Annotated in this window: 14 protein-coding genes, 1 tRNA gene and 2 riboswitches; of the genes, 5 read left to right on the top strand and 10 right to left on the bottom strand. The window is 61.7% G+C overall.

The features are described 5' to 3' along the window. Positions 1–129: 129 nt before the first annotated feature. The 4 genes from GSQ88_RS32585 to GSQ88_RS32570 form a co-directional block, all read right to left on the bottom strand. The gene (locus tag GSQ88_RS32585; protein WP_159012308.1) at positions 130–2,451 is read right to left on the bottom strand and encodes a TonB-dependent receptor; all 2,322 of its coding nucleotides are present in this window, start codon (positions 2,449–2,451) and stop codon (positions 130–132) included. Between the two features lie 270 nt (positions 2,452–2,721). Then, positions 2,722–2,928, bottom strand: a riboswitch (cobalamin riboswitch). Positions 2,929–2,988: 60 nt separating this feature from the next. Further along, positions 2,989–4,038 carry a HoxN/HupN/NixA family nickel/cobalt transporter gene (locus GSQ88_RS32580; RefSeq protein WP_502706786.1) on the bottom strand — a complete coding sequence of 350 codons (1,050 nt, stop codon included), beginning with the start codon at positions 4,036–4,038 and terminating at the stop codon, positions 2,989–2,991. After that, positions 4,035–5,501 (bottom strand): PepSY domain-containing protein, encoded by a 1,467-nt coding sequence (locus GSQ88_RS32575; RefSeq protein ID WP_349628252.1) that lies wholly within the window; start codon positions 5,499–5,501, stop codon positions 4,035–4,037. Before GSQ88_RS32575 ends, GSQ88_RS32580 begins: the two co-directional genes overlap by 4 nt. A 10-nt stretch (positions 5,502–5,511) precedes the next feature. Continuing rightward, a complete protein-coding gene (locus tag GSQ88_RS32570; protein WP_159012304.1) occupies positions 5,512–7,860 on the bottom strand; it encodes a TonB-dependent receptor in 2,349 nt (782 codons plus the stop codon). Positions 7,861–8,069: 209 nt separating this feature from the next. Continuing rightward, a riboswitch (cobalamin riboswitch) is annotated at positions 8,070–8,288 on the bottom strand. 112 nt (positions 8,289–8,400) lie between these two features. On the opposite strand from GSQ88_RS32570, the gene GSQ88_RS32565 reads away from it, so the two are divergent. The 3 genes from GSQ88_RS32565 to GSQ88_RS32555 all read left to right on the top strand — a co-directional run bounded on the left by GSQ88_RS32565 (position 8,401) and on the right by GSQ88_RS32555 (position 10,850). Continuing rightward, positions 8,401–8,772, top strand: coding sequence for a DUF2946 family protein (locus GSQ88_RS32565; RefSeq protein ID WP_159012302.1), 372 nt, complete (start codon positions 8,401–8,403; stop codon positions 8,770–8,772). A gap of 192 nt (positions 8,773–8,964) precedes the next feature. Next, the gene (locus GSQ88_RS32560) at positions 8,965–9,651 is read left to right on the top strand and encodes a DUF1007 family protein (RefSeq protein ID WP_246785184.1); all 687 of its coding nucleotides are present in this window, start codon (positions 8,965–8,967) and stop codon (positions 9,649–9,651) included. After that, complete coding sequence (locus GSQ88_RS32555; protein WP_246785183.1) at positions 9,642–10,850, top strand: nickel/cobalt transporter; 1,209 nt, start codon at positions 9,642–9,644, stop codon at positions 10,848–10,850. Before GSQ88_RS32560 ends, GSQ88_RS32555 begins: the two co-directional genes overlap by 10 nt. A 5-nt stretch (positions 10,851–10,855) precedes the next feature. Here the strand turns inward: GSQ88_RS32555 and GSQ88_RS32550 are convergent, their stop codons facing one another. From GSQ88_RS32550 to GSQ88_RS32535, 4 genes are all read right to left on the bottom strand, one after another. Next, positions 10,856–12,190, bottom strand: a complete 1,335-nt coding sequence (locus GSQ88_RS32550) for an MFS transporter (RefSeq protein WP_159012299.1) — start codon at positions 12,188–12,190, stop codon at positions 10,856–10,858. Between the two features lie 152 nt (positions 12,191–12,342). Further along, the gene (locus tag GSQ88_RS32545) at positions 12,343–13,113 is read right to left on the bottom strand and encodes an SDR family oxidoreductase (RefSeq protein ID WP_159012297.1); all 771 of its coding nucleotides are present in this window, start codon (positions 13,111–13,113) and stop codon (positions 12,343–12,345) included. Between the two features lie 54 nt (positions 13,114–13,167). Then, positions 13,168–14,022 carry an alpha/beta fold hydrolase gene (locus tag GSQ88_RS32540; RefSeq protein ID WP_159012295.1) on the bottom strand — a complete coding sequence of 285 codons (855 nt, stop codon included), beginning with the start codon at positions 14,020–14,022 and terminating at the stop codon, positions 13,168–13,170. 95 nt (positions 14,023–14,117) lie between these two features. After that, complete coding sequence (locus GSQ88_RS32535) at positions 14,118–14,780, bottom strand: alpha/beta fold hydrolase (RefSeq protein WP_349628251.1); 663 nt, start codon at positions 14,778–14,780, stop codon at positions 14,118–14,120. 196 nt (positions 14,781–14,976) lie between these two features. Here GSQ88_RS32535 and GSQ88_RS32530 point away from each other — a divergent pair, with 196 nt between their 5' ends. Next, a complete protein-coding gene (locus GSQ88_RS32530; RefSeq protein ID WP_159012293.1) occupies positions 14,977–15,606 on the top strand; it encodes a CGNR zinc finger domain-containing protein in 630 nt (209 codons plus the stop codon). Positions 15,607–15,628: 22 nt separating this feature from the next. Here the strand turns inward: GSQ88_RS32530 and GSQ88_RS32525 are convergent. After that, positions 15,629–15,718: transfer RNA gene (locus GSQ88_RS32525), tRNA-Ser, on the bottom strand. Positions 15,719–16,126: 408 nt separating this feature from the next. Beyond that, positions 16,127–17,263: an ROK family protein gene (locus GSQ88_RS32520; RefSeq protein WP_159012291.1), complete on the bottom strand. Its 1,137-nt coding sequence runs from the start codon at positions 17,261–17,263 to the stop codon at positions 16,127–16,129. A gap of 392 nt (positions 17,264–17,655) precedes the next feature. Between GSQ88_RS32520 and rplU the strand changes: the two genes are divergently transcribed. Continuing rightward, entirely contained in the window at positions 17,656–18,045 is a 390-nt protein-coding gene (rplU, locus tag GSQ88_RS32515; protein WP_159012289.1) for a 50S ribosomal protein L21, read from the top strand. Positions 18,046–18,087 lie beyond the last annotated feature (42 nt).

Here is an 18,087-nt window from a genome sequence, read left to right as displayed (position 1 = left end):
ACTAAGCCGTCATTGCGAGGAGCAACAGCGACGAAGCAATCCATTCTTCGTTTGACGCTATGGATTGCTTCGCTTCGCTTGCAATGACGATTCAACCTTCTCTCATCCTGCTTTAGAACGCGCGCAACTTCACCACTTGGCCGACGCGGATAGTTCGTAGGTTCGTGGCGCGCGAAGATACACCTGGTCGGGATAACCGGGATCGGACCATGCGGCATACACGGCGTTGGTGATGTTACGCACCCTGAATCTGACCCGCATCGAATCGACGCCCTGCCACGGCAGATCGCGCTTCGCGATGTCAACGAAGGCGTACAGATCGGCGGTGGTGTAGGCGTTCATCGTGGTCGCATCGTCCTCATACAGGAATCGATTTCCGACATGGCGAACGGAGCCGCCGATCTCGACCGGCCAGCGCCAGTCGTTGAAGCGATAGGAAGCCCCGGCGTTGACGATGACAGGCGCCACGTTCGACGGCGTGTTGCCGCTCACATCCAGGCCGTTGAGCACAAAGTTTTCATAGCGGGACTGCGTCACCGCGACATTGACCCAGAGCTTGACGGGGTCGATCGGATTTATCGCGCCCGATAGTTCGAGGCCTTTGGTCCTGATCGCGCCGGCCAACGTCGATGTCGTATCATTGATCTGCACGTAGACATTGTTTCTCAGGATGTCATAGGCCGCGAGTGTCCATTCCGCCCGGCCGCCCCAGAACAATTGCTTGACGCCGCTCTCGTAGATCCGGGAGCTGGTCAGTTCCAGCGACGTTCCGGGGGTCAGCGAGAACAAGCCGGCCGCCGCCGGATCGTACGCGGTGGCATACATGCTATAGAAAACCAGGTTCTTGATCGGTTCGAACGTATAGGCCGCGCGATAGGACACCGGCTGCCAGGTCTTGGTGAAAGGTTGCCCGCCGGGAATGGAGCCATCGAAATTGATGCCGTCGCGTTGCAGGGTGAAGTCGTCAACCCTGACGCCGCCGATCAGGGCGAACATCGGGGTCAGCTTGAGACGATCTTCGATCGATCCGGCTAGGGTGTCGAGATGGTTGTTTCGGATGTCGGACAAAGGCGGACCGGTCGGCACATCGTACACCCCTGCAACCGGATTGAGCACGGAAACCGTATCCGCCGGGTAAGTGTCTCCGCCCTCCTCGGTGAACTTGATGTCGTTGCGGCTGACCTGAAGTTGGGCCGCCAGACGGTTCTCCATGCCGAAGAACGAGCTGTTCCAGACCACGTCGGTGTTGTCGCCAAAGACATGCTGATTGTGGTCGACGAAAAACCGATCGCGGTCGATGGTAGAGGTAGCGAGATCGAAGGCGTAGGTCTCGCTGTCGAACCAGTGCCGTTGGGCGTGGTAGTCGTAGACCTGGTTCTTGACCGTGATGTCGGGGCTCAGCGCCCATTCGAATCCGCTGCGCAGCCAAAGTTCGTGAGCCCCGACGGAATTGTCGGCCACATTGTAATTAGTGGTCAGGGTACGCGAATCCACAGTTACCGGTGCGATGACGGAGACGCCGTCGAACGTGTTGAGTGCGCTGCCCGACACCACGCCGCCCTTGGAAAACGGACCGGAGAACGAGGTCGGCACCAGCGGCGTGCCCCAATAGGCATGACCTTGATCGTTCTTGTACTCGATCGCCCCGAACACCTTGAACGTATCGGATATCCGATAGTTCAGTTGCCCCGAGAAATTCGAAAGATTCTCGTAGTCGCCGTCGATGAAGCTGACGGCTTTGGACTGGCTGAGATCGACCCGATAATCCAGTCCCTCAATCGCCGAGCTGCCGCCCGAACCGAAATGGGTGCGATAGGTGCCCAGCGAATCGATCGAGGTATCCAGTTCGTTCTTGATCGCTCCCGTGGTCGGCTGCTTGTTGACGTAGTTGACCGAGCCGCCGATCGCATCCAGCCCGGACATCAGGGATGACGGACCTTTCAGGAACTCGACACGGTCGAGATTCGAACTGTCCATCACGCGTGAGGTGATATCCTGCGGACCGATCCAGATTCCGTTGTAGAGGGTGTTGATGGAGCTACCGGTGAAGCCTCGCATCGAGAACCCGGCCGGCGCGCCCGCAGCATCCCCGGACAGCACACCGACCGCGCCTTGCGCGGCTTCCGTCGTGGTTCGATAACCCTCCTGCTGCATCTTCTGCTGGTCGACGATTTCGACGGAGGCCGGCGTCTCGCGGACGGTGAGGCCGAGCCGGCTCGCGCTGGCCGCCACCCCATTGCTGTTGAGTGGGGTTCGCGGCGCTTCGGCCACGGCAGGCGCGGGACCTGGAGCGGGCTTGGCTGTCGCTGCGCGGGTGCGACCGCCGACACGAGCGTGTTGGCCGGGATGGCTCGTCTCTGCCGGCACGCGCTTTGCGGGCTTGCGTTTCGGTTGCCCGACGATCACGGGCTCGATCGTGCTGGAATTGCTTGGCGCCGTCGTTTGCGCCATGCCCGGGGTGACCGCGACAGACGAAAATAGTGCAAGCAGGCTGAGCGGCGCAGCCCTCGAACGCAAACCGCGCGCGCACTCAACCGCAAGCAGGTGCCCACGCACGAATATCGGCGCAGCGCGCCGATCAACTTCAGAATTTGACAAGATGATAGTCCCGACGGCGAACGCCTAACCGTCACCGCGGTTGCCGCTACAGACTGCCTTCGCCCCCTGGCAGGTATAGCAAGCTACTCTCGCCACATCGGAGCACCCCGCCGACGCGTTCGCGCGTGACAATGACCGGCAGCAGGTTTCCTGGCTCGCGGGTTATCACCTCGGACCACCTTCCCAGAGACGTATCGGTCTCCAGTGGTTTTAACTGGTCGTCGGCTATCCGCCTACAGTTGCGGGGGCAGCCGCGGAATTGTCTGTCGGAACAAACGCACCGCATTCCCTTGGTTAGCCCTTGCGAGCACTACCGATTACGAAAGTGGCATCGGATCCTAACCGCGTCAACCGTTGAATCAGCGGCGTACCAATTGTCTCGCCGCAAGATCATTCCGCGCGCGGACTAAGATCATATCCCTTGAAACGATAGATCAGATACGACACACCCCAGCTCACGACGAACAGTCCGACGATGCCATAACCCAACGCGCCGAAATTGCTGTTGAGGTTGGAGATCGCATCCCAGAACACGCCGTGCAAATCGAATTGATCGCCGATCAGGCCGAGCGTTTCGATGCCGCCGACCACCAATGCCACCAGCACCGATACCGATGTGATGGTGAGATTGTAGAACAGTTTGCGCATCGGATTGCGATAAGCCCAGCCATAGGCGCCGAGCATCAATACGCCGTCCGTGGTGTCGACCAGCGTCATGCCGGCGGCGAACAGCGCCGGGAAAATCAGCAGCGACCAGCTCGATACCGAATTCGACGCCTGCGCCGAGAGGCCGAACAGGCTGATCTCGCTGGCGGTCTCGAAGCCGAGCGCGAACAACAGCCCGATCGGATAAAGATGCCAGCTCTGCGAGACGAAGCGAAACAGCGGCCGGAACAGCCGCGCCAGCCAACCGCGCTGTTGCAGCAGCGAATCGATCTGCTCTTCGGTGACGTGATCGCCGCGCTCGGCCAGCCGAAACGCCTGGTAGACGCCGCGCAGCACGATCAGATTGGCGATCGCGATGATGAACAGAAACAACGCCGACGCCGATGTCCCGATGACGCCGCCAATCTCGCGGTAGGAGGCCAATCCTTCGCTCAGCGCGTTCGCTGTCATCGCCACCGCGACGGACGCGACCACGACAACGGTCGAATGCCCCAGCGCGAAGAAAAAGCCGACCGCGACCGGCCGCTTGCCTTCCTGCATCAGCTTGCGCGTGACATTGTCGATCGCGGCAATGTGGTCGGCATCGATCGCATGCCGAAGTCCGAGGCTGTAGGCCAGCACCGCGGTGCCGATCAGGACTGGCTGATGGGCAAAGGCCACCAACGCCCAGATCCAGGCCCCCAGATTGGCGGCCACCAGAAAGGCATAGATGCCAGCGATCCGGCTGCGAAAGCCCAGCAGTTCGGGTTCGGCTGTCGGGACAATCGATCTCACGGAACCACCTTTGATTTCAGGGCTACGCCTTGCGCCGGAAAATGGAATCGCAGTCGGCGCCAGCCGATCACGGCTCCGGTCACCGAAAATAGAAATCCAATAGCGCATAACACCACGATCAGCATGCTTCTCACCGTCGGATGGGCGGACAGTATCGGAAAATCCAGCGTGTGCAGGGCGGTGTAGGCCCACCGGTAAGCCCGGCGCGACGAATCGAGCCGCTCCATCACGCGACCGGTCGCGCCATCGACCTGAAACCAGACATCGCCACAGACCGACCGATAGACCGGCGCACCTGGGATCAGCGAGGCGGCCGGATAATGGTCGCTCGCGTCGACCACGACGGGCGCCGCACAGTTCGACGCGATGCGCTGGATAACGCCATCGACCTCTTCGGCGCTCAGATAGGAACGAGCTGCTTGCGGATTTCGCGGATCGGGGCGGATCGCCGCAATCGACTGCGAATCGACACCCGTTCGCTCGCGTTTGTAAAAGCGCTCGCCGAAGGCGAACCATTCGACCTCTTTGGCGGATTTTGCGATGGAACGTGCGTCGCCGGCAATGCCGTTCCAATCCGGCGTTCGCGCGATCGTCGCGGCTTCCGTGTCGGACAACCGGCCGCGCGAAAACAACAGGCCATGGTCCATCGACAGCCAGCCGCTGAATATCCAGGTCACCACGAATGTCGCGGTGAACAGACCGAGGATGTGATGCCAGGCGTGCCAGCCGCGAAACGGCGATCCGAGGCCGACGCGCGAAAGCCGCAGCCTGATCACGCCAAGCACGGCTCCCGTCACCGCCGCGACCAGCGCACCTAAGGAAAGCGTCCACACGACTTTGTCCCAGGCCGCCCAATTGCGGCGCAGAACGGTCGGGTAAATCCAGTGCACCACGCTGCCGGGATAATTCCAGGCCCGCTGGTAACGCGTGGTGTCGAGCACGACCTCACCGGTCGCGGAAGAGACGTAGAGCTCGATGCCCGACGGATCGGACAACGCCACACGAAAAAGCGGCCGGTGTTCGTCATAGCCGTTGGGCACGCTCCATTGATCGTAATCCGCAACGGAGGCAACGATGGCGTGCGTCGCGTCGATACGATTTTGGCGCGCATGGGCTTGAGCGATAGCCAATGCAAGCTGATCCGACGTGACAGCGGCGGCGGAAAGATCGTCGGCGCGAACCGCCGCGGGCTTCGACGCGCCGGTCACGATGTAAACCGGGCCGTCGGGGCGCTGGATCAAACGAACCCGCCGCGCGCCATCGATATGGCTCGCGACAACAGCCTCGTCCGGGCCGTGGCGAACCCGCGAAACATCGATTCCCCGCAGGCCTGCGAAACGCGCCGCTTCCGTCAACGCCGGAAACGGCACGAAATGCATCACGATGCCGCTCGCAAACCACATCGCAAACAGCAGGCAAAAGCCGACGCCAAGCCAGCGGTGCAGCAGAACGAGGGCTTTCATAATGTGGCGCTTACCATTTGAACGCCGCGGCTAATTCATAAGTCCGCGGCGCGCCAAGCAGGATCTGGTCGGGATAGAACGGATCGCCCCAGGCCGCGTATTCCCGGTTGAACAGATTGCGCACCCGGAAGGTGACGCGGGTCTGGTCGACGGCCGGGAAGAAATATTTCGGGATGTCGACGAAGACATAGGCGTCGGCGACGGTGTAGGCGTTCATGATCACTGTGTTGGCGTCGGAATTGTAGCGATCCCCGACGTAACGCGCCGACATGCCAAGTTCGACCGGCAATCTGGTATCGAAACGATAGGAAGCAGCGGCATTGGCGACAACCGCCGGCACGTTCGGCGGCGTGTTGCCGGAAAACGAACCGCCGGCAAACTCGTAGTCGGCATAGCGCGCGTTGACAAAGGCGAAATTGCCCCAGAATTTCAAGGCCGTGGTCGGCTTGATCGCGCCAGCGATCTCGACGCCCTTGGCATTTTCCTGGCCCGCGATGTTCAACGTCATGCCGCCGGCCGCGGCATAGACGTTCTGGCGATCGATATCGAACAGCGACAGCGACCACTCGGCCTTGTCGCCCCACAACAACTGCTTCACGCCGGTCTCGTAGGTCTGCGACGTGGTCAGGTTCAGCGGCTGGTTGGCGGCGAGCAGAAAGATGTTGTTGGCGGCGACATCGGCGCCGGTCGCATACTGGCTGTAGAACGTCATGCCCTTGATCGGCTCCCAGGTATATCCGATCCGGCCGGTGACCGGTGTCCAGTCCTTGGAGAACGGGAAGCCCGCTTTGTCCGCCCCGGTGATATCGGTCGAGTTGCGGCCAAGCTCGATGCCTTCGACGCGGACGCCGCCGATCAAGGCAAAGGCCTGCGTGATCTTCAGGCGATCCTCGAACGACAGCGACTGGTCGTTGATGACGGCGGTCTGGTTCTGCGTCGTCAGCACGCCGTACAGGCCGGGCCACGGATCGACCAGCGGCACATCGTCATGGGGAAAGTTCGCAGCACCCGGCCGGCCGAAATCGAGATTGCTCACGGCAACCGTCGTGACCAGCCGGTTATCCATCCCGGCGATTTTGCTGTTCCATGTCAGATCGGTGATGTTGCCGACCAACTCCTGATCGTGCGCCACGTAAAATCGTTCGCGATCGACCATATTGAGAAGCGAGTTGAACGCCGCGACCTCGCTGTTCTGCCATTGGCGCTGCGCGCTATAATTATAGACTTGGCTTTTCAGGGTGAGTTCGTCGTTGATCGCCAGCTCAAAGCCGCCACGCACCCAGAGCTCGTTGGCGTTCACATAATTGTTGGCGACGTTGTAGTTGGTCGTCAGCGTGCGGCCATCGATCGTGACCGGGCCGAGATTGGTGCCGTTGTCATTGGACACATAGGTTCCGGAGACAATTCCATGGGTCGCGTTGGGTCCGCTATAGGCCGTCGACACCAAAGGTGTGCCCCAATAGGCATTCGAATGGTCCTCTTTGTATTCGATGGCGCCCCAGATCTTCAGGTTTTCCGAGATCTTGTAGTTCAACTGACCTGATACGTTGAAGGTCTTGGTGTCGGTGTCGTCGATAAAGCCGTTGAGCTGGGAACGGCTGATGTCGAAACGATAGTCCAGCCCCTGTACATTGGTGCTGCCGCCGGAGCCGTAGGAGCTGCGGAAGGAATTGAGCGAATCGTAGGAGAAGAACGCCTCGTTTTGCACCGGCCCGCTGGTCGGCTGCTTGTTGACGAAGTTGATCGCGCCGCCGCTCGCGCCCTCGCCTGACAGCAGCGACGCCGGCCCCTTTAGGATCTCGACGCTGTCGAGATTGGCGGTGTCCATGTAGCGCGAGGTCATGTTCTGCGGCCCGATCTTGATCCCGTTGTAGAGGATGTTGACCTGACTGTTGGAAAACCCGCGCATCGAGAACGCGCCGGGCTCGCCGGGTCCATCGCCACCGGTCACGCCAACGGCGCCTTGCGCCACTTCCGTGGTGGTCCGATAGCCCTGCTCGCGGATCTTGTTCTGATCGATGACCTCAACGGTCGCGGGAATCTCGCGTACGTTAAGCCCAAGCCGGCTCGCGCTGGCGGCGACGCCATTGGTGTTGAGCGGCGATTGCGACGGCGCCGCATCGGTTGCCGCCGGCGTTGCTGCCGCCGGCCGACCATTGTGCCGATTGGCAACCCGCGTGGATGTCGACGCGCGCTTTGCGGTGGGTGAAGTTCGCTTGACGGGCTTGCGCTGCGGCTCGGTGACGACGACCGGCCCTAGCTGGCTGGGCTGCCCGGTCGGCGTCGCGGTCTGGGCCCGCACGGCACCGGTCGAAAGACAGGCGAGCAAAGCCAGCGGTGCGGCCGAACAGCGCAGCAAGCTTCTGGCGGAAAATTGACGAGAGGCTGACGCGAAAACTCGGCAGGCAAAATGGGACGTCGAACGCCCATCATCTGTTGAAATTGACACGAGTGTCGTCCGTGGGCGATCGCCGATACGTCACCGCGGTTGCCGCCACATCCACCTCGCCCCGAGCCGGATGTAACAACTATTCAACGACACCGGAGCACCCCGCCCGACGCGTTTGCGCGTGACTATGACTGGCAGCAGGTTTCCTGGCTCGCGGGTCATCGCCTCGGACCACCTTCCCAGAGATCTTGCGATCCCCAGTGGTATTAATGGTCGTCGGCTATCCGCCTACAGTTGCGGGGGCAGCCGCGGAATTGCCGGACCAAGTCTGAGATCAAGGCCGGCGCACCGCATTCCCTTGGTTAGCCCTTGCAGGCACTCCCGAAACCAACGTGGCATCGGGCCGCGATTGCGTCAACCGTTGGGCGCTGGAAAAATTCGACACGCTGCCTAATCTTGGTCTAGAAGTGTTTTTACAAGCTCGATGGTCGTTTCGGTTTGGTCTTTCGGATGAACTGGTTTCGCGCCAAAATCAGCAAGGTCACATCGTTCGCGCTGTTCGCGCTCGCGATTAACCTTGCGCTGTCGTTCGGCCATATTCACCTCGAAGGCTTTCGCGGCGGCGAGACCAATGCCGGCGTGCTGCTGTCGGCGCTCTCCCACGCCAAGGGCGGGCAACCCGACCAACACAAAGGCCATCTCGACGATCTCTGCCCGATCTGCATGGCGCGGGCGGCACTCGGAGCCGGCCTTGCCGCCGTTGCCCCTGTTCTGTCGTTCGACCTTGCCTACGTTACCCTCGAGCCCGCCTTCGTCGCGGACCTCGCGATCCCGCAACGCCCGCGCGCGAATTTCCAGTCGCGCGGTCCGCCGCTGTCCTGACATCGCCGCTTCGCCGTGAACGTGGATCGCCAGCTCACTGCTGGCGACCGCGACCGGAGTTGCCGCCGCGATTTCCATCACCTGATCCCCATCATCGGCCGCTTGCGAGCCCTGCTCGGTAGGCGCTTGCCATCATCGGTCGGCAACAACGGCGTGTTGCATCGGCGATGCCGCATGCCGCGAGGTGACATCATGATCGTACCTACGCTTCGCCCGATGCGCATCGGGCCACTAAGTCGACGGCTCCATCTTGCCGTGGCCTGCTGGCTGTTGCTGACGGCTGTGCCCGCGTTCGCGCATCCCCATGTCTGGGTGACCATGAAAGAGGAATTGCTGTACGCGCCCGATGGCGCGTTGACCGGCGTTCGCCATGCCTGGACCTTCGATGAAACGTTCTCGGCCTTCGCAACCCAGGGCTTGAGCGCCAAGACCAAGGGACATTTCACCCGCGAAGAGCTGCAATCGCTGGCCCAGACCAATATCGAGTCGCTGAAGGAATATCGCTACTTCACCTACGCCATGGTCGACGGCAAGAAGCAGAAGAACGCCTTCAACGAGCCGGTCGACTACTGGCTCGAGTTTGATCCGAAGAAGACCGAGCTCACGCTGCATTTGACGCTGCCGCTGAAGAGCCCGCTCAGCGCCAGGCAACTCGTGATCGAGGTGTACGATCCGGAGTTCTTCGTCGATTTCGGGCTCGCCGAGGGCAATCCGGTGAAACTCGTCGGCGCCCCGCCGCAATGCGCGGTATCGACGGAGAAGCCGTACGATTCGAGTTTCCAGTCGACGCCGACGTTAAAGGAGATGTTCGCCACCTCGGAAGCCAATGTCGGGATGGGCATGAGCTTTGCCAACAAGCTCACGGTGCAATGTCCATGAAAACGGTCGAGATCGCCTTCAGCCGATTTCTTGGATTGCCTGATGACGCCAAGCCGGTCGCGGCTTTTCTGATCTGCTCGGCGTTGATCGCGGTTGGCGTCGCGATGTGCACCTCGCCCGCTACGGCGCAGGCGTCACCGTTTGGAGCCGCACCGGCCGCTTCCGGCTTGGCAGGTTGGGTGCTCTCCAAGCAGGCGATCTTCTACCGGGCGCTATCGGGCACGATCCTCCTAGCAAAGAACGACGGCTCAGCGCTTTGGACGCTGATGGGAATTGCGTTCGTCTACGGCGTGTTCCACGCGGCGGGGCCTGGCCACGGCAAGGCCGTCATTTCATCTTACCTGCTTGCCAATGACGAAACCTGGCGCCGTGGCATCGCGCTGTCTTTCGCGTCCGCGCTGGTGCAGGCGTTCACCGCCATATTGATCGTCGGCGTCGCGGCGGTGTTGCTCGGCGGCACCGCGAAGATGATGGGCCAGGCGGTACGCGTCATCGAGATCGCGAGCTATGGCCTGATCATCCTGTTGGGTTCGCGGCTGCTCTGGGTCAAAGGTCTCGGTTTGATGCGCGCGACGGCCGCCTGGCGCGAACAGCATAACGGAGCCGTAGCCGACCATCGACATCCGCAGGCCTGCGTTGAGCCCGATTGCGGACACCCGATCCATGATGCTTTCGGCGCACTCGGTAAACCGGCTGATAGCGACGGCGGCCAGAGCGGGCTTTTGCAGCGCCAGCACCATCATGGCCAACTTCAATGCGACGCCTGCGATCATGATCATCCGCACGGTCATGATCATGGACCCGACGTGCTGCCATGGGGTCATGCCCATGGTCCGGAGCCGCACGAGCTCGGCGGACCGGACGGCTGGAAACGCGGCCTGTCGGCGATCGTGGCGGTCGGATTGCGGCCCTGCTCGGGCGCCATCATCCTCCTGGTGTTCGCGCTGTCGCAGGGCTTGTTATGGGCCGGCGTGGTCGCGACGTTCGTGATGGGACTGGGCACCGCGATCACGGTTGCCGCGATCGCAACCCTAGCGGTCAGCGCCAAGGCGTTTGCGCGACGGTTCACGACCGACGAGGTCGGTTACGGCGGCGTGCTGGTGCGGGGCCTCGAAGTCGGCGCCGCCGTTTTGATTCTGGCGTTCGGCATTTTGTTGCTCGCCGGCTATATCGCCAGCGAGCGTCTGGTGGGATTCTAGAGTTTTTACTCTGGATTGGCGCCGACGCCGAGTATGCCCATTTTAGCGGACGCCGCATCCATGTCGGCGGCTGTAATGGGTTGATCCACCACGAACAGATAACATCCCGCCGAAACGGCGCCGATCAACGAGCCGACCACGAGCGCCGGCACAAACGAGCCGGTATGCTGCACGATCAGCCCGGTCACCGTCGGCGCCAGCGCGCCACCGAGATAGCCGCCGAAATTCTGCACCGCCCCGATCGAGGCGGTGCAATTGGTCGGGACCGCGACCGAACTCAAGGCCCAGGCGCAGGTGCTGGTCACGTAGACCAGGAATAACGAGATCGAAATGAATGCGATCGCGAGCGCGTTGCTGCTGACATAGGCCGCAGCCACCGTGCAGATCGCCGTTCCGAGCAGGGCGATGGCGGCCGGATAACGCCGGCTTTTGAGCGGCTCGACGCCGCGGCGCACCAGAATGTCGGCGAGGCGTCCGCCGAGCACGCCGCCGACGACGCCACAGGCAAACGGGACGGCCGCGGCCCATCCGGTATATTTCACGCTCATATGGCGCTCGATCTCGAGATAACCGGGCAGCCACGCCGTGTAGATCCAGGTCAAATAGATGCAGCCGAAATAGCCGAAGATCATGCCCCACGTGGTGCGGAAGCGGAACAAGAGCTTCCACTCGCGAAAGGTGACCTTGGTGCGCTGGCCGGGCGGATCGCCTTGCGTCCGGTAGGCGTTTTCCTGCGGCGTCAGCGCGAGGTCGCCCGGATTGCGATACAGCGCGTACCAGAGCGCGGATACGATCAGGCCGGCGATGCCCATGATCACGAACATCACGCGCCAGCCGAACGAAAGCATCAGGTAGGTCAACAGCGGTACGGCGATGGCGGTGCCCAGCGACGACGCACAGTTGAAGACGCCGGTGGCGAGACCACGGTCGCGCTGATTGAACCAGTCCCGCACCACCCGCGCCCCGGTCGGAAATTGCGGCGCCTCGCCGATGCCGAGCAGGATGCGGGCGCCAAAGAACTCGCCGAAATTCCGCACCAGGCCGCCGAGCAATTGCGCCAGCGACCAGAGGGTGAGACCCATCGTCAGCAGGATACGCGGCCCCAGCCTGTCGACCATGGCGCCGGTGGGCAATTGGGAGAACGCATAGGCCCAGAGAAATGCGGAGAGCAGGTAACCCATGTCCGCGATGGACAATCCGAGTTCCTCGCGGATCAGCGGATTGGCAACGGCCAGGGTCGCCCGATCGATGTAATTGACGACGCCGGCAACGACCAGCAGGGCCAAAGCGACACGCTGAACCGATTTAAGACGCGCTGTCGCTTGCTCCGTTCCCGACATGGGTTTCCTCACCTTGTTGTTTTGCCGGACCGTAGCAAGCGTGCGAGCGTCGATCCAGAACGGAACTCGCGGGGCCTCACTGCAATTTTGCCATGGGGCCGGCCTTGACCGCGGCGCTTGATGGCACATGCGCAACATCGCGAACTGAGGAATCAGATCGACTTGACTTCGCCTCCGTCCATCCGGAGCGTAGAGCCCGTCATCCAGCGCGCATTCGGCGAGACCAGAAACGCCATCAGGTCGGCGATTTCTTCCGGCTCGCCGTAACGCGAAATGCCGGCCTCCTGCGGGAACTTGGCGGTCGCCTCTTCGACTGTCATGTTGTGAAGCGGCGCCCAATGCGCGAGGTAGGAACGACGACGCCCGGTCATCACGGGGCCCGGCAAGACGCTGTTGACCTGCACGCCATCGGTGATGCCGCGGTCCGAAAATGCCTTCGCCAACGCGACGATGGCGGCGTTGATGGTGCCGACCGCGGCATACGGCGCTTTCGGAAACAGCGCGGAATTTCCCGACATGAACACGACGGCACCCTTGGTTTGCTTGAGCGATGGCCACGCCGCGATCGCCAGCCGGCGCGCACCATGCAACTTGAGCGCCAGCGCGCTGTCCCATTGGGCTTCCGTCATCTCGAACAGATCGACTTGCGGTACCGCGCCTGCGATATTGAGCAGTGCATCGACCTGACCGAAGGCGGCGAGCGTTTGATCCGCGACCTGCTTGGCGGCCGGGATATCGGAAAGATCGAGATCGAGTACCAGCGGCGTGGCGCCCGCCGCTGTCACGGCCGCCGCGGTCTCGTCGAGGTTTTTCCGGTCGCGCGCCACAAGGGTGATGGCGGAGAAGTCCTTTGCGAGACGGATCGCGGTGGCGCGGCCGATACCCTGGCTGGCTCCGGTGACAATAGCGACTGATTTGGACATTCGGATTCTCCCATGACTTCGGGCCTGGTGAAGAGGTGGCGCTGGCGCGCGCCGTCAGGATTTGAGGAAATCACGGATCTCCGCTGCGATCTCCTGGGCGTGCGTCTCAAGCGCAAAATGGCCCGTGTCGAAGAAGCGGATGACCGCATCGGGAATGTCGCGTTTGAAAGCCTCTGCGCCCGGCGGCGTAAAGAAGGGATCGTTCTTGCCCCACACCGCGAGGAACGGCGGCTTGTGGGTCCGAAAGTAATTCTGAAAGGTCGGATAGAGCGCGACGTTGCTCTTGTAGTCGCCCATCAGGTCGAGTTGCACTTCGTCGGCGCCCGGGCGCGCCAGATAGAAATCGTCGAGCGATTGGCCGTCCGGCGAGACGGCGCTCTCGTCGGCAACGCCATGGGTGTATTGCCAGTGCGTCGTCTGCGGGGTGAGGAATGCGCGAAGGGCGATGCGATTGGCCTGCGACGGCTCCTCCCAATAGGCCCGGATCGGCGTCCAGCCGTCGCTCAAGCCTTCCTCATAAGCATTGCCGTTCTGCGAAATGATCGCCGTGATCCGCTCCGGATGCTTGACCGCGATCCGAAAACCGGTCGGGGCGCCATAGTCGAAAACGTACACCGCAAATCGGGCAAGGCCGATCACTTCGGTGAAGCGGCCGATGATTTCGGCGAGGTGATCGAAGGTGTAGGCAAATTTGTCGCGCGCGGGCATGCCGGACTGCCCGAAGCCGGGAAGGTCGGGTGCTACGATATGAAAGCGATCGGCCAAGTGCGGGATGAGATCCCGGAACATGTGGCTCGAGCTCGGAAAACCATGCAGCAGCAGCAAGGTCGGCGCGTCTTTGGCGCCGGCTTCACGATAGAAGATGTTGAGTCCGTCAACGTCGGCTGAGCGAAATGTGACCTTGGTCATGGTGTTTTCTCTTTCTGGTGTGACGTGTTTGATAGCCTGTTGGGGGTTACGACGGCTGGGACCGTTTTTACCTGCTCGCAATCCGGGGATCTTTGTCAGCCATTCTCGCGCTGGCTTTGGCCGGACTCGCGGATGGCTTCGAGGATGATATCCGTGACGATATCCGGAGCTGTGACACTCGGCGCATGATCGACCGGATGTTGCCTGACCCGCGCCTTCACCCGCGCCGCCATGAAGCGCTGGGTGTCGGGAGCAATCATGCGATCCGCTTCAGCGACGAGAAACCAGCTCGGCCGCTCCAGCCATAATGGCCGCCCGACCTTGACGCCAATGCATTGCAGGGCGATCGGCCGCTGGATCGCGGCCAGCAAGGCATGCTCCTCGGGCGTCGCAAGCTGTGCGAACGCGGCCGCGAATGCGCCCTCGGGAATGAGGCCGTGACTGTCCGGCGCGAGTTTTGGCGCCATGGGATGCGGCTCGGCGCGGTTGAATACATCAGCGACCGTCTCGCCCTCTGCCGGCGCCAGCGCGGCGACGTAGACGAGCGACCTGACTTTCGCGCTCTGCGCGCCGGCGATAACGGCGCCGGCATAGGCGTGACCGACCAACACCACCGGTCCATCGATCCGCTCCAACGTACGTTCCAGGGCGGCCACGTCGTCGGGCAGCGACGTCAGCGGCAGTGGCGCGGCAATCGATTTGACGCCATGAGCGCTCAAGGAAGCGATCACCTTGTTCCAGCTCGATCCATCGGCCACGCCCCGTGGACAAGCACCGCAGTGACGGCGTTATCGGACATCTTTGCTTCCTTCCGTGCGCCCCGCCAGCTTTTGCCGGGACAACCATAACCTCTTTGATCGTATTTATTCGGTTATGCTCGAATAGATAACTTGTCAAGAGGCCTTAGAGAGGTTACGAATACCGACCAGATTTCGTTCCATCAGAGGATACCGAATGGCCTCCGGCCAACAGCCCGCGATATTCATTGCCGACGCACCTGCGCTTGATTTCCTGAACTCGATTGCCACGCCCGTGGATACCGAGATCGACTGGATCGAGGATGGCGAGGGATTTCTGCGATGGCTGGAGCAGGCGCGACTTGTGCCGCCAGAGGCGCTCAAGGCGTTGCGAGCCCGGGCGAAGCCCGGTGAATTCGACGGCGTTGCCGCCCAGGCGCGCACGCTCCGAAAGTGGTTTCGAAAATTCGTTGACGACCGCAGAGGGCGGCCGCTTGGCGCCGACGTCCTGAAAGATCTTGGCCCGCTCAATCGGCTGCTGGAGCGCGATGAGAGATTCGACCGGATCGTGGCGGACCACCATCATGACGATGGCTCCGTGCTGGAATTGCGATCGACGCGGCGCTGGAAATCGCCGGAATCGTTGCTGCTGCCGATCGCTGCGGAACTCGCGAAATTCGTTTGCGAAGAGGATTTCTCCGACGTGAAAGCGTGCGAAGGGCCGGCCTGCACCCTGCTGTTCGCCGACCATACCCGCGGCCGTGCGCGCAGATGGTGCAGCATGGCGATTTGCGGCAACCGCGCCAAACAGGCGGCGCATCGGCAACGTCTTAAAGCAGGTAGCTAGAAGGACGGTTGCTCAAGGAAAATGGCGGAGAGGGAGGGATTCGAACCCCCGATAGGCTTGCACCTATGCCGCATTTCGAGTGCGGTGCATTCGACCACTCTGCCACCTCTCCAGGCGCCATAACGGGTGATTTGAAGTGAACCCTCGGTCGGGCCGTGTTCTAGGCGAGGACGGCGGGCCAGACAAGGCGTCGGGGACGACAAATTCGTCGGTCGCGGCGGCAAATCGGCCCGGAGATGCGAGAAGCAATCCGGACAGGAATCCGCATCAGAAAAGGTGGGACCGCCAGACTCGGTAAAAACAGGCGGTCCCGTGCCGCTTCATTGAAATTCTGGCCGGGAAGTGCGGCTTCGCGGTCAGCCGGAGCGACGATCCGACGGTAGCGATCCGCGCACAATCGGCAACGCGAACCCGGTTTTAACCTAACCGATCAAGGTTACCGGCCCGGCCGCCCAAGCCTTGTCCGGAAAGTCTTGTCCAGAAAGTCTTGTCCGGGCACCACAATGTTGAGGCCTGCGGCTCAATCCTTGCTCTTCTTGTCTTTCTTGCCGTTGCCGGCCTTGTCGTCCTTATTGGCGTCCTTCTTGTCTTTACCGTTGTCCTTCTTGCGGTTGGTAAAGCGCGCATTGCCGAGGCCAGTGCCGATGGTCAGCACGCCCCAGCGTTCGACATCCTGCATGAACGGCACCTCGGACAGCCCCTGCGCCACGCCGTCATTGTGCATCAATATCGCCGTGTCGTGATCGCCGATCTGGGGGATCGCCTCGACCAGGCTCGCCGGCAGGTTGAACTTGCTGCTCTCCCAATTGCCCGGCAGGTTCTGCGCGCCTTTCTCGATCGAGCCGTCTTCGTTGATCACGCCTGGACAGGCAATGCCGATGAAAGGCGCGAGCTTCAGTCCCTCGGTGTCGGCGGCCAGGATCAGATCCTTCAGCATCTTCACCAGCCGCTTCACCGCGCCCTCGCGCGTCGGCTCGTCATCGGCATGACGCCACAGTTCCGACTTCCAGACCTCGGCCTTCGACAGGTCCGGCGCCTTTTTCCAGCGGGTTTCGACCACGCCGCAGCGGATATTGGTGCCGCCGATATCGACCGCGAGGATGCTGTCATAGGCCTCGAAAATCCACGACGGCGCCAGATGCAGGCAGCCGATCAGGCCGGCTTCATCGGGATGAGAACGGATCGGCACCAGGCCGATCTTGTGCCCTTCCGCCTTGAGGATGATGTCGGTGCGCGCGATCGCGATCTCGCCGACCCGGCTCTGGCGAAAGCCGCCGCCGACCACAATGCGCTCGGTATCGGCCCAGGCCTTGGTCTTGAGAAAGCGCCCGATCACATAGGCCAATTCCCGGGCGAATTCCTCGATCGCGCCATGCACCAGCGCCGCGGCCGCGACATCGTCGCCGACCAGCGCCTCGTCGAGTTCGCTCTTGCCGATGTTCTCGGCGGCTTTCTTGCCGAGCGGGTCGTCGCCGCTCTTCTTCAACGGCTTGCGCAAGGTTTCCAGGATTTTGCGGAACGCGCCCTTGCTGGCGCGGTCGCCAAGGAAGCCCTCGTCGTCCTTGATTTCGATATTGAAGCTGTCGACGTCGACCGACGGCAGACGTGTAGCGCCGTGACGGGCGATGCCCGTGGTGGTAACGATATCCTCAGCCATGTGGCCCCTTGCCCGGTTGGAACCCGCATACAACGAGCGGGGAACCCGTTGGTTTCATTGGGGCACGCGAATAGCGAATGGCGAATAGCCAGTGGCGAAGCGAGGGCTTCCATATTCGCTATTCGCCACTCGCTATTCGCCATTTTCGGCCCAAATCCCTCCTATTTGGACGATTTTCGGGCTCGTTTACCTTGACTCGGCGCTCTCGCCAGCTATAAGTCCGCTCAATCCGGCGCGGGTTTTCTCGCGCTGTTTGTTTTTGCGTGGGTTTGAGGGACGCTTCCTTGTCAAAGGATCCTGCCCTGTCGCGCGAGAATTGAACCCATAACGACTGAAGAAAAAGCCGGCCCGGATGTATCCGAGGCCGGGATCGAACACGAAGGAATTAAACGATGTTCGCAGTCATCAAAACCGGCGGCCGGCAATACCGCGTCGTTCCGGATGATGTGCTCGAGATAGGCAAGATCGCCGGCGATGTCGGAACGATCGTGCAGCTTGGCGAAGTTTTGCTGGTCGGTGGCGATTCACCGGTGCTTGGCGTGCCCACGGTTGCGGGTGCGTCGGTTGCGGCCGAAGTGCTGCAGCACAAGCGCGGCCCGAAGGTCATCTCGTTCAAGAAGCGCCGCCGCAAGAATTCGAAGCGCAAGCGCGGTTATCGCGATGAGATCACGGTGCTGCGCATTACCGAGATCCTGACCAACGACAACAAGCCGACCGTCGGTCCGCGTCCGAAGCGCGAGAAGAAGGTGGTTGCCGCCGCTCCGGCAGACAGCGACGACTAGACCTCGATGCCCGCAAGGGCAGACCGATAAAAAGTGACCGCT

The organism is Bradyrhizobium sp. S69 (assembly GCF_009766005.1).
Classification (GTDB): Bacteria; Pseudomonadota; Alphaproteobacteria; order Rhizobiales; family Xanthobacteraceae; genus Bradyrhizobium.
The sequence above is the reverse complement of the archived record's forward strand: the minus strand, read 5'-3'. Positions and strand labels throughout refer to the sequence as shown.

Coding starts and splice junctions, on each gene's coding strand:
- GSQ88_RS32585 (WP_159012308.1), bottom strand. CDS start 2,451: ATGGCGCAAACGACGGCGCCAAGCAATTCCAGCACGATCGAGCCCGTG.
- GSQ88_RS32575 (WP_349628252.1), bottom strand. CDS start 5,501: ATGAAAGCCCTCGTTCTGCTGCACCGCTGGCTTGGCGTCGGCTTTTGC.
- GSQ88_RS32565 (WP_159012302.1), top strand. CDS start 8,401: ATGAACTGGTTTCGCGCCAAAATCAGCAAGGTCACATCGTTCGCGCTG.
- GSQ88_RS32560 (WP_246785184.1), top strand. CDS start 8,965: ATGATCGTACCTACGCTTCGCCCGATGCGCATCGGGCCACTAAGTCGA.
- GSQ88_RS32555 (WP_246785183.1), top strand. CDS start 9,642: ATGTCCATGAAAACGGTCGAGATCGCCTTCAGCCGATTTCTTGGATTG.
- GSQ88_RS32550 (WP_159012299.1), bottom strand. CDS start 12,190: ATGTCGGGAACGGAGCAAGCGACAGCGCGTCTTAAATCGGTTCAGCGT.
- GSQ88_RS32545 (WP_159012297.1), bottom strand. CDS start 13,113: ATGTCCAAATCAGTCGCTATTGTCACCGGAGCCAGCCAGGGTATCGGC.
- GSQ88_RS32540 (WP_159012295.1), bottom strand. CDS start 14,022: ATGACCAAGGTCACATTTCGCTCAGCCGACGTTGACGGACTCAACATC.
- GSQ88_RS32530 (WP_159012293.1), top strand. CDS start 14,977: ATGGCCTCCGGCCAACAGCCCGCGATATTCATTGCCGACGCACCTGCG.
- GSQ88_RS32520 (WP_159012291.1), bottom strand. CDS start 17,263: ATGGCTGAGGATATCGTTACCACCACGGGCATCGCCCGTCACGGCGCT.
- rplU (WP_159012289.1), top strand. CDS start 17,656: ATGTTCGCAGTCATCAAAACCGGCGGCCGGCAATACCGCGTCGTTCCG.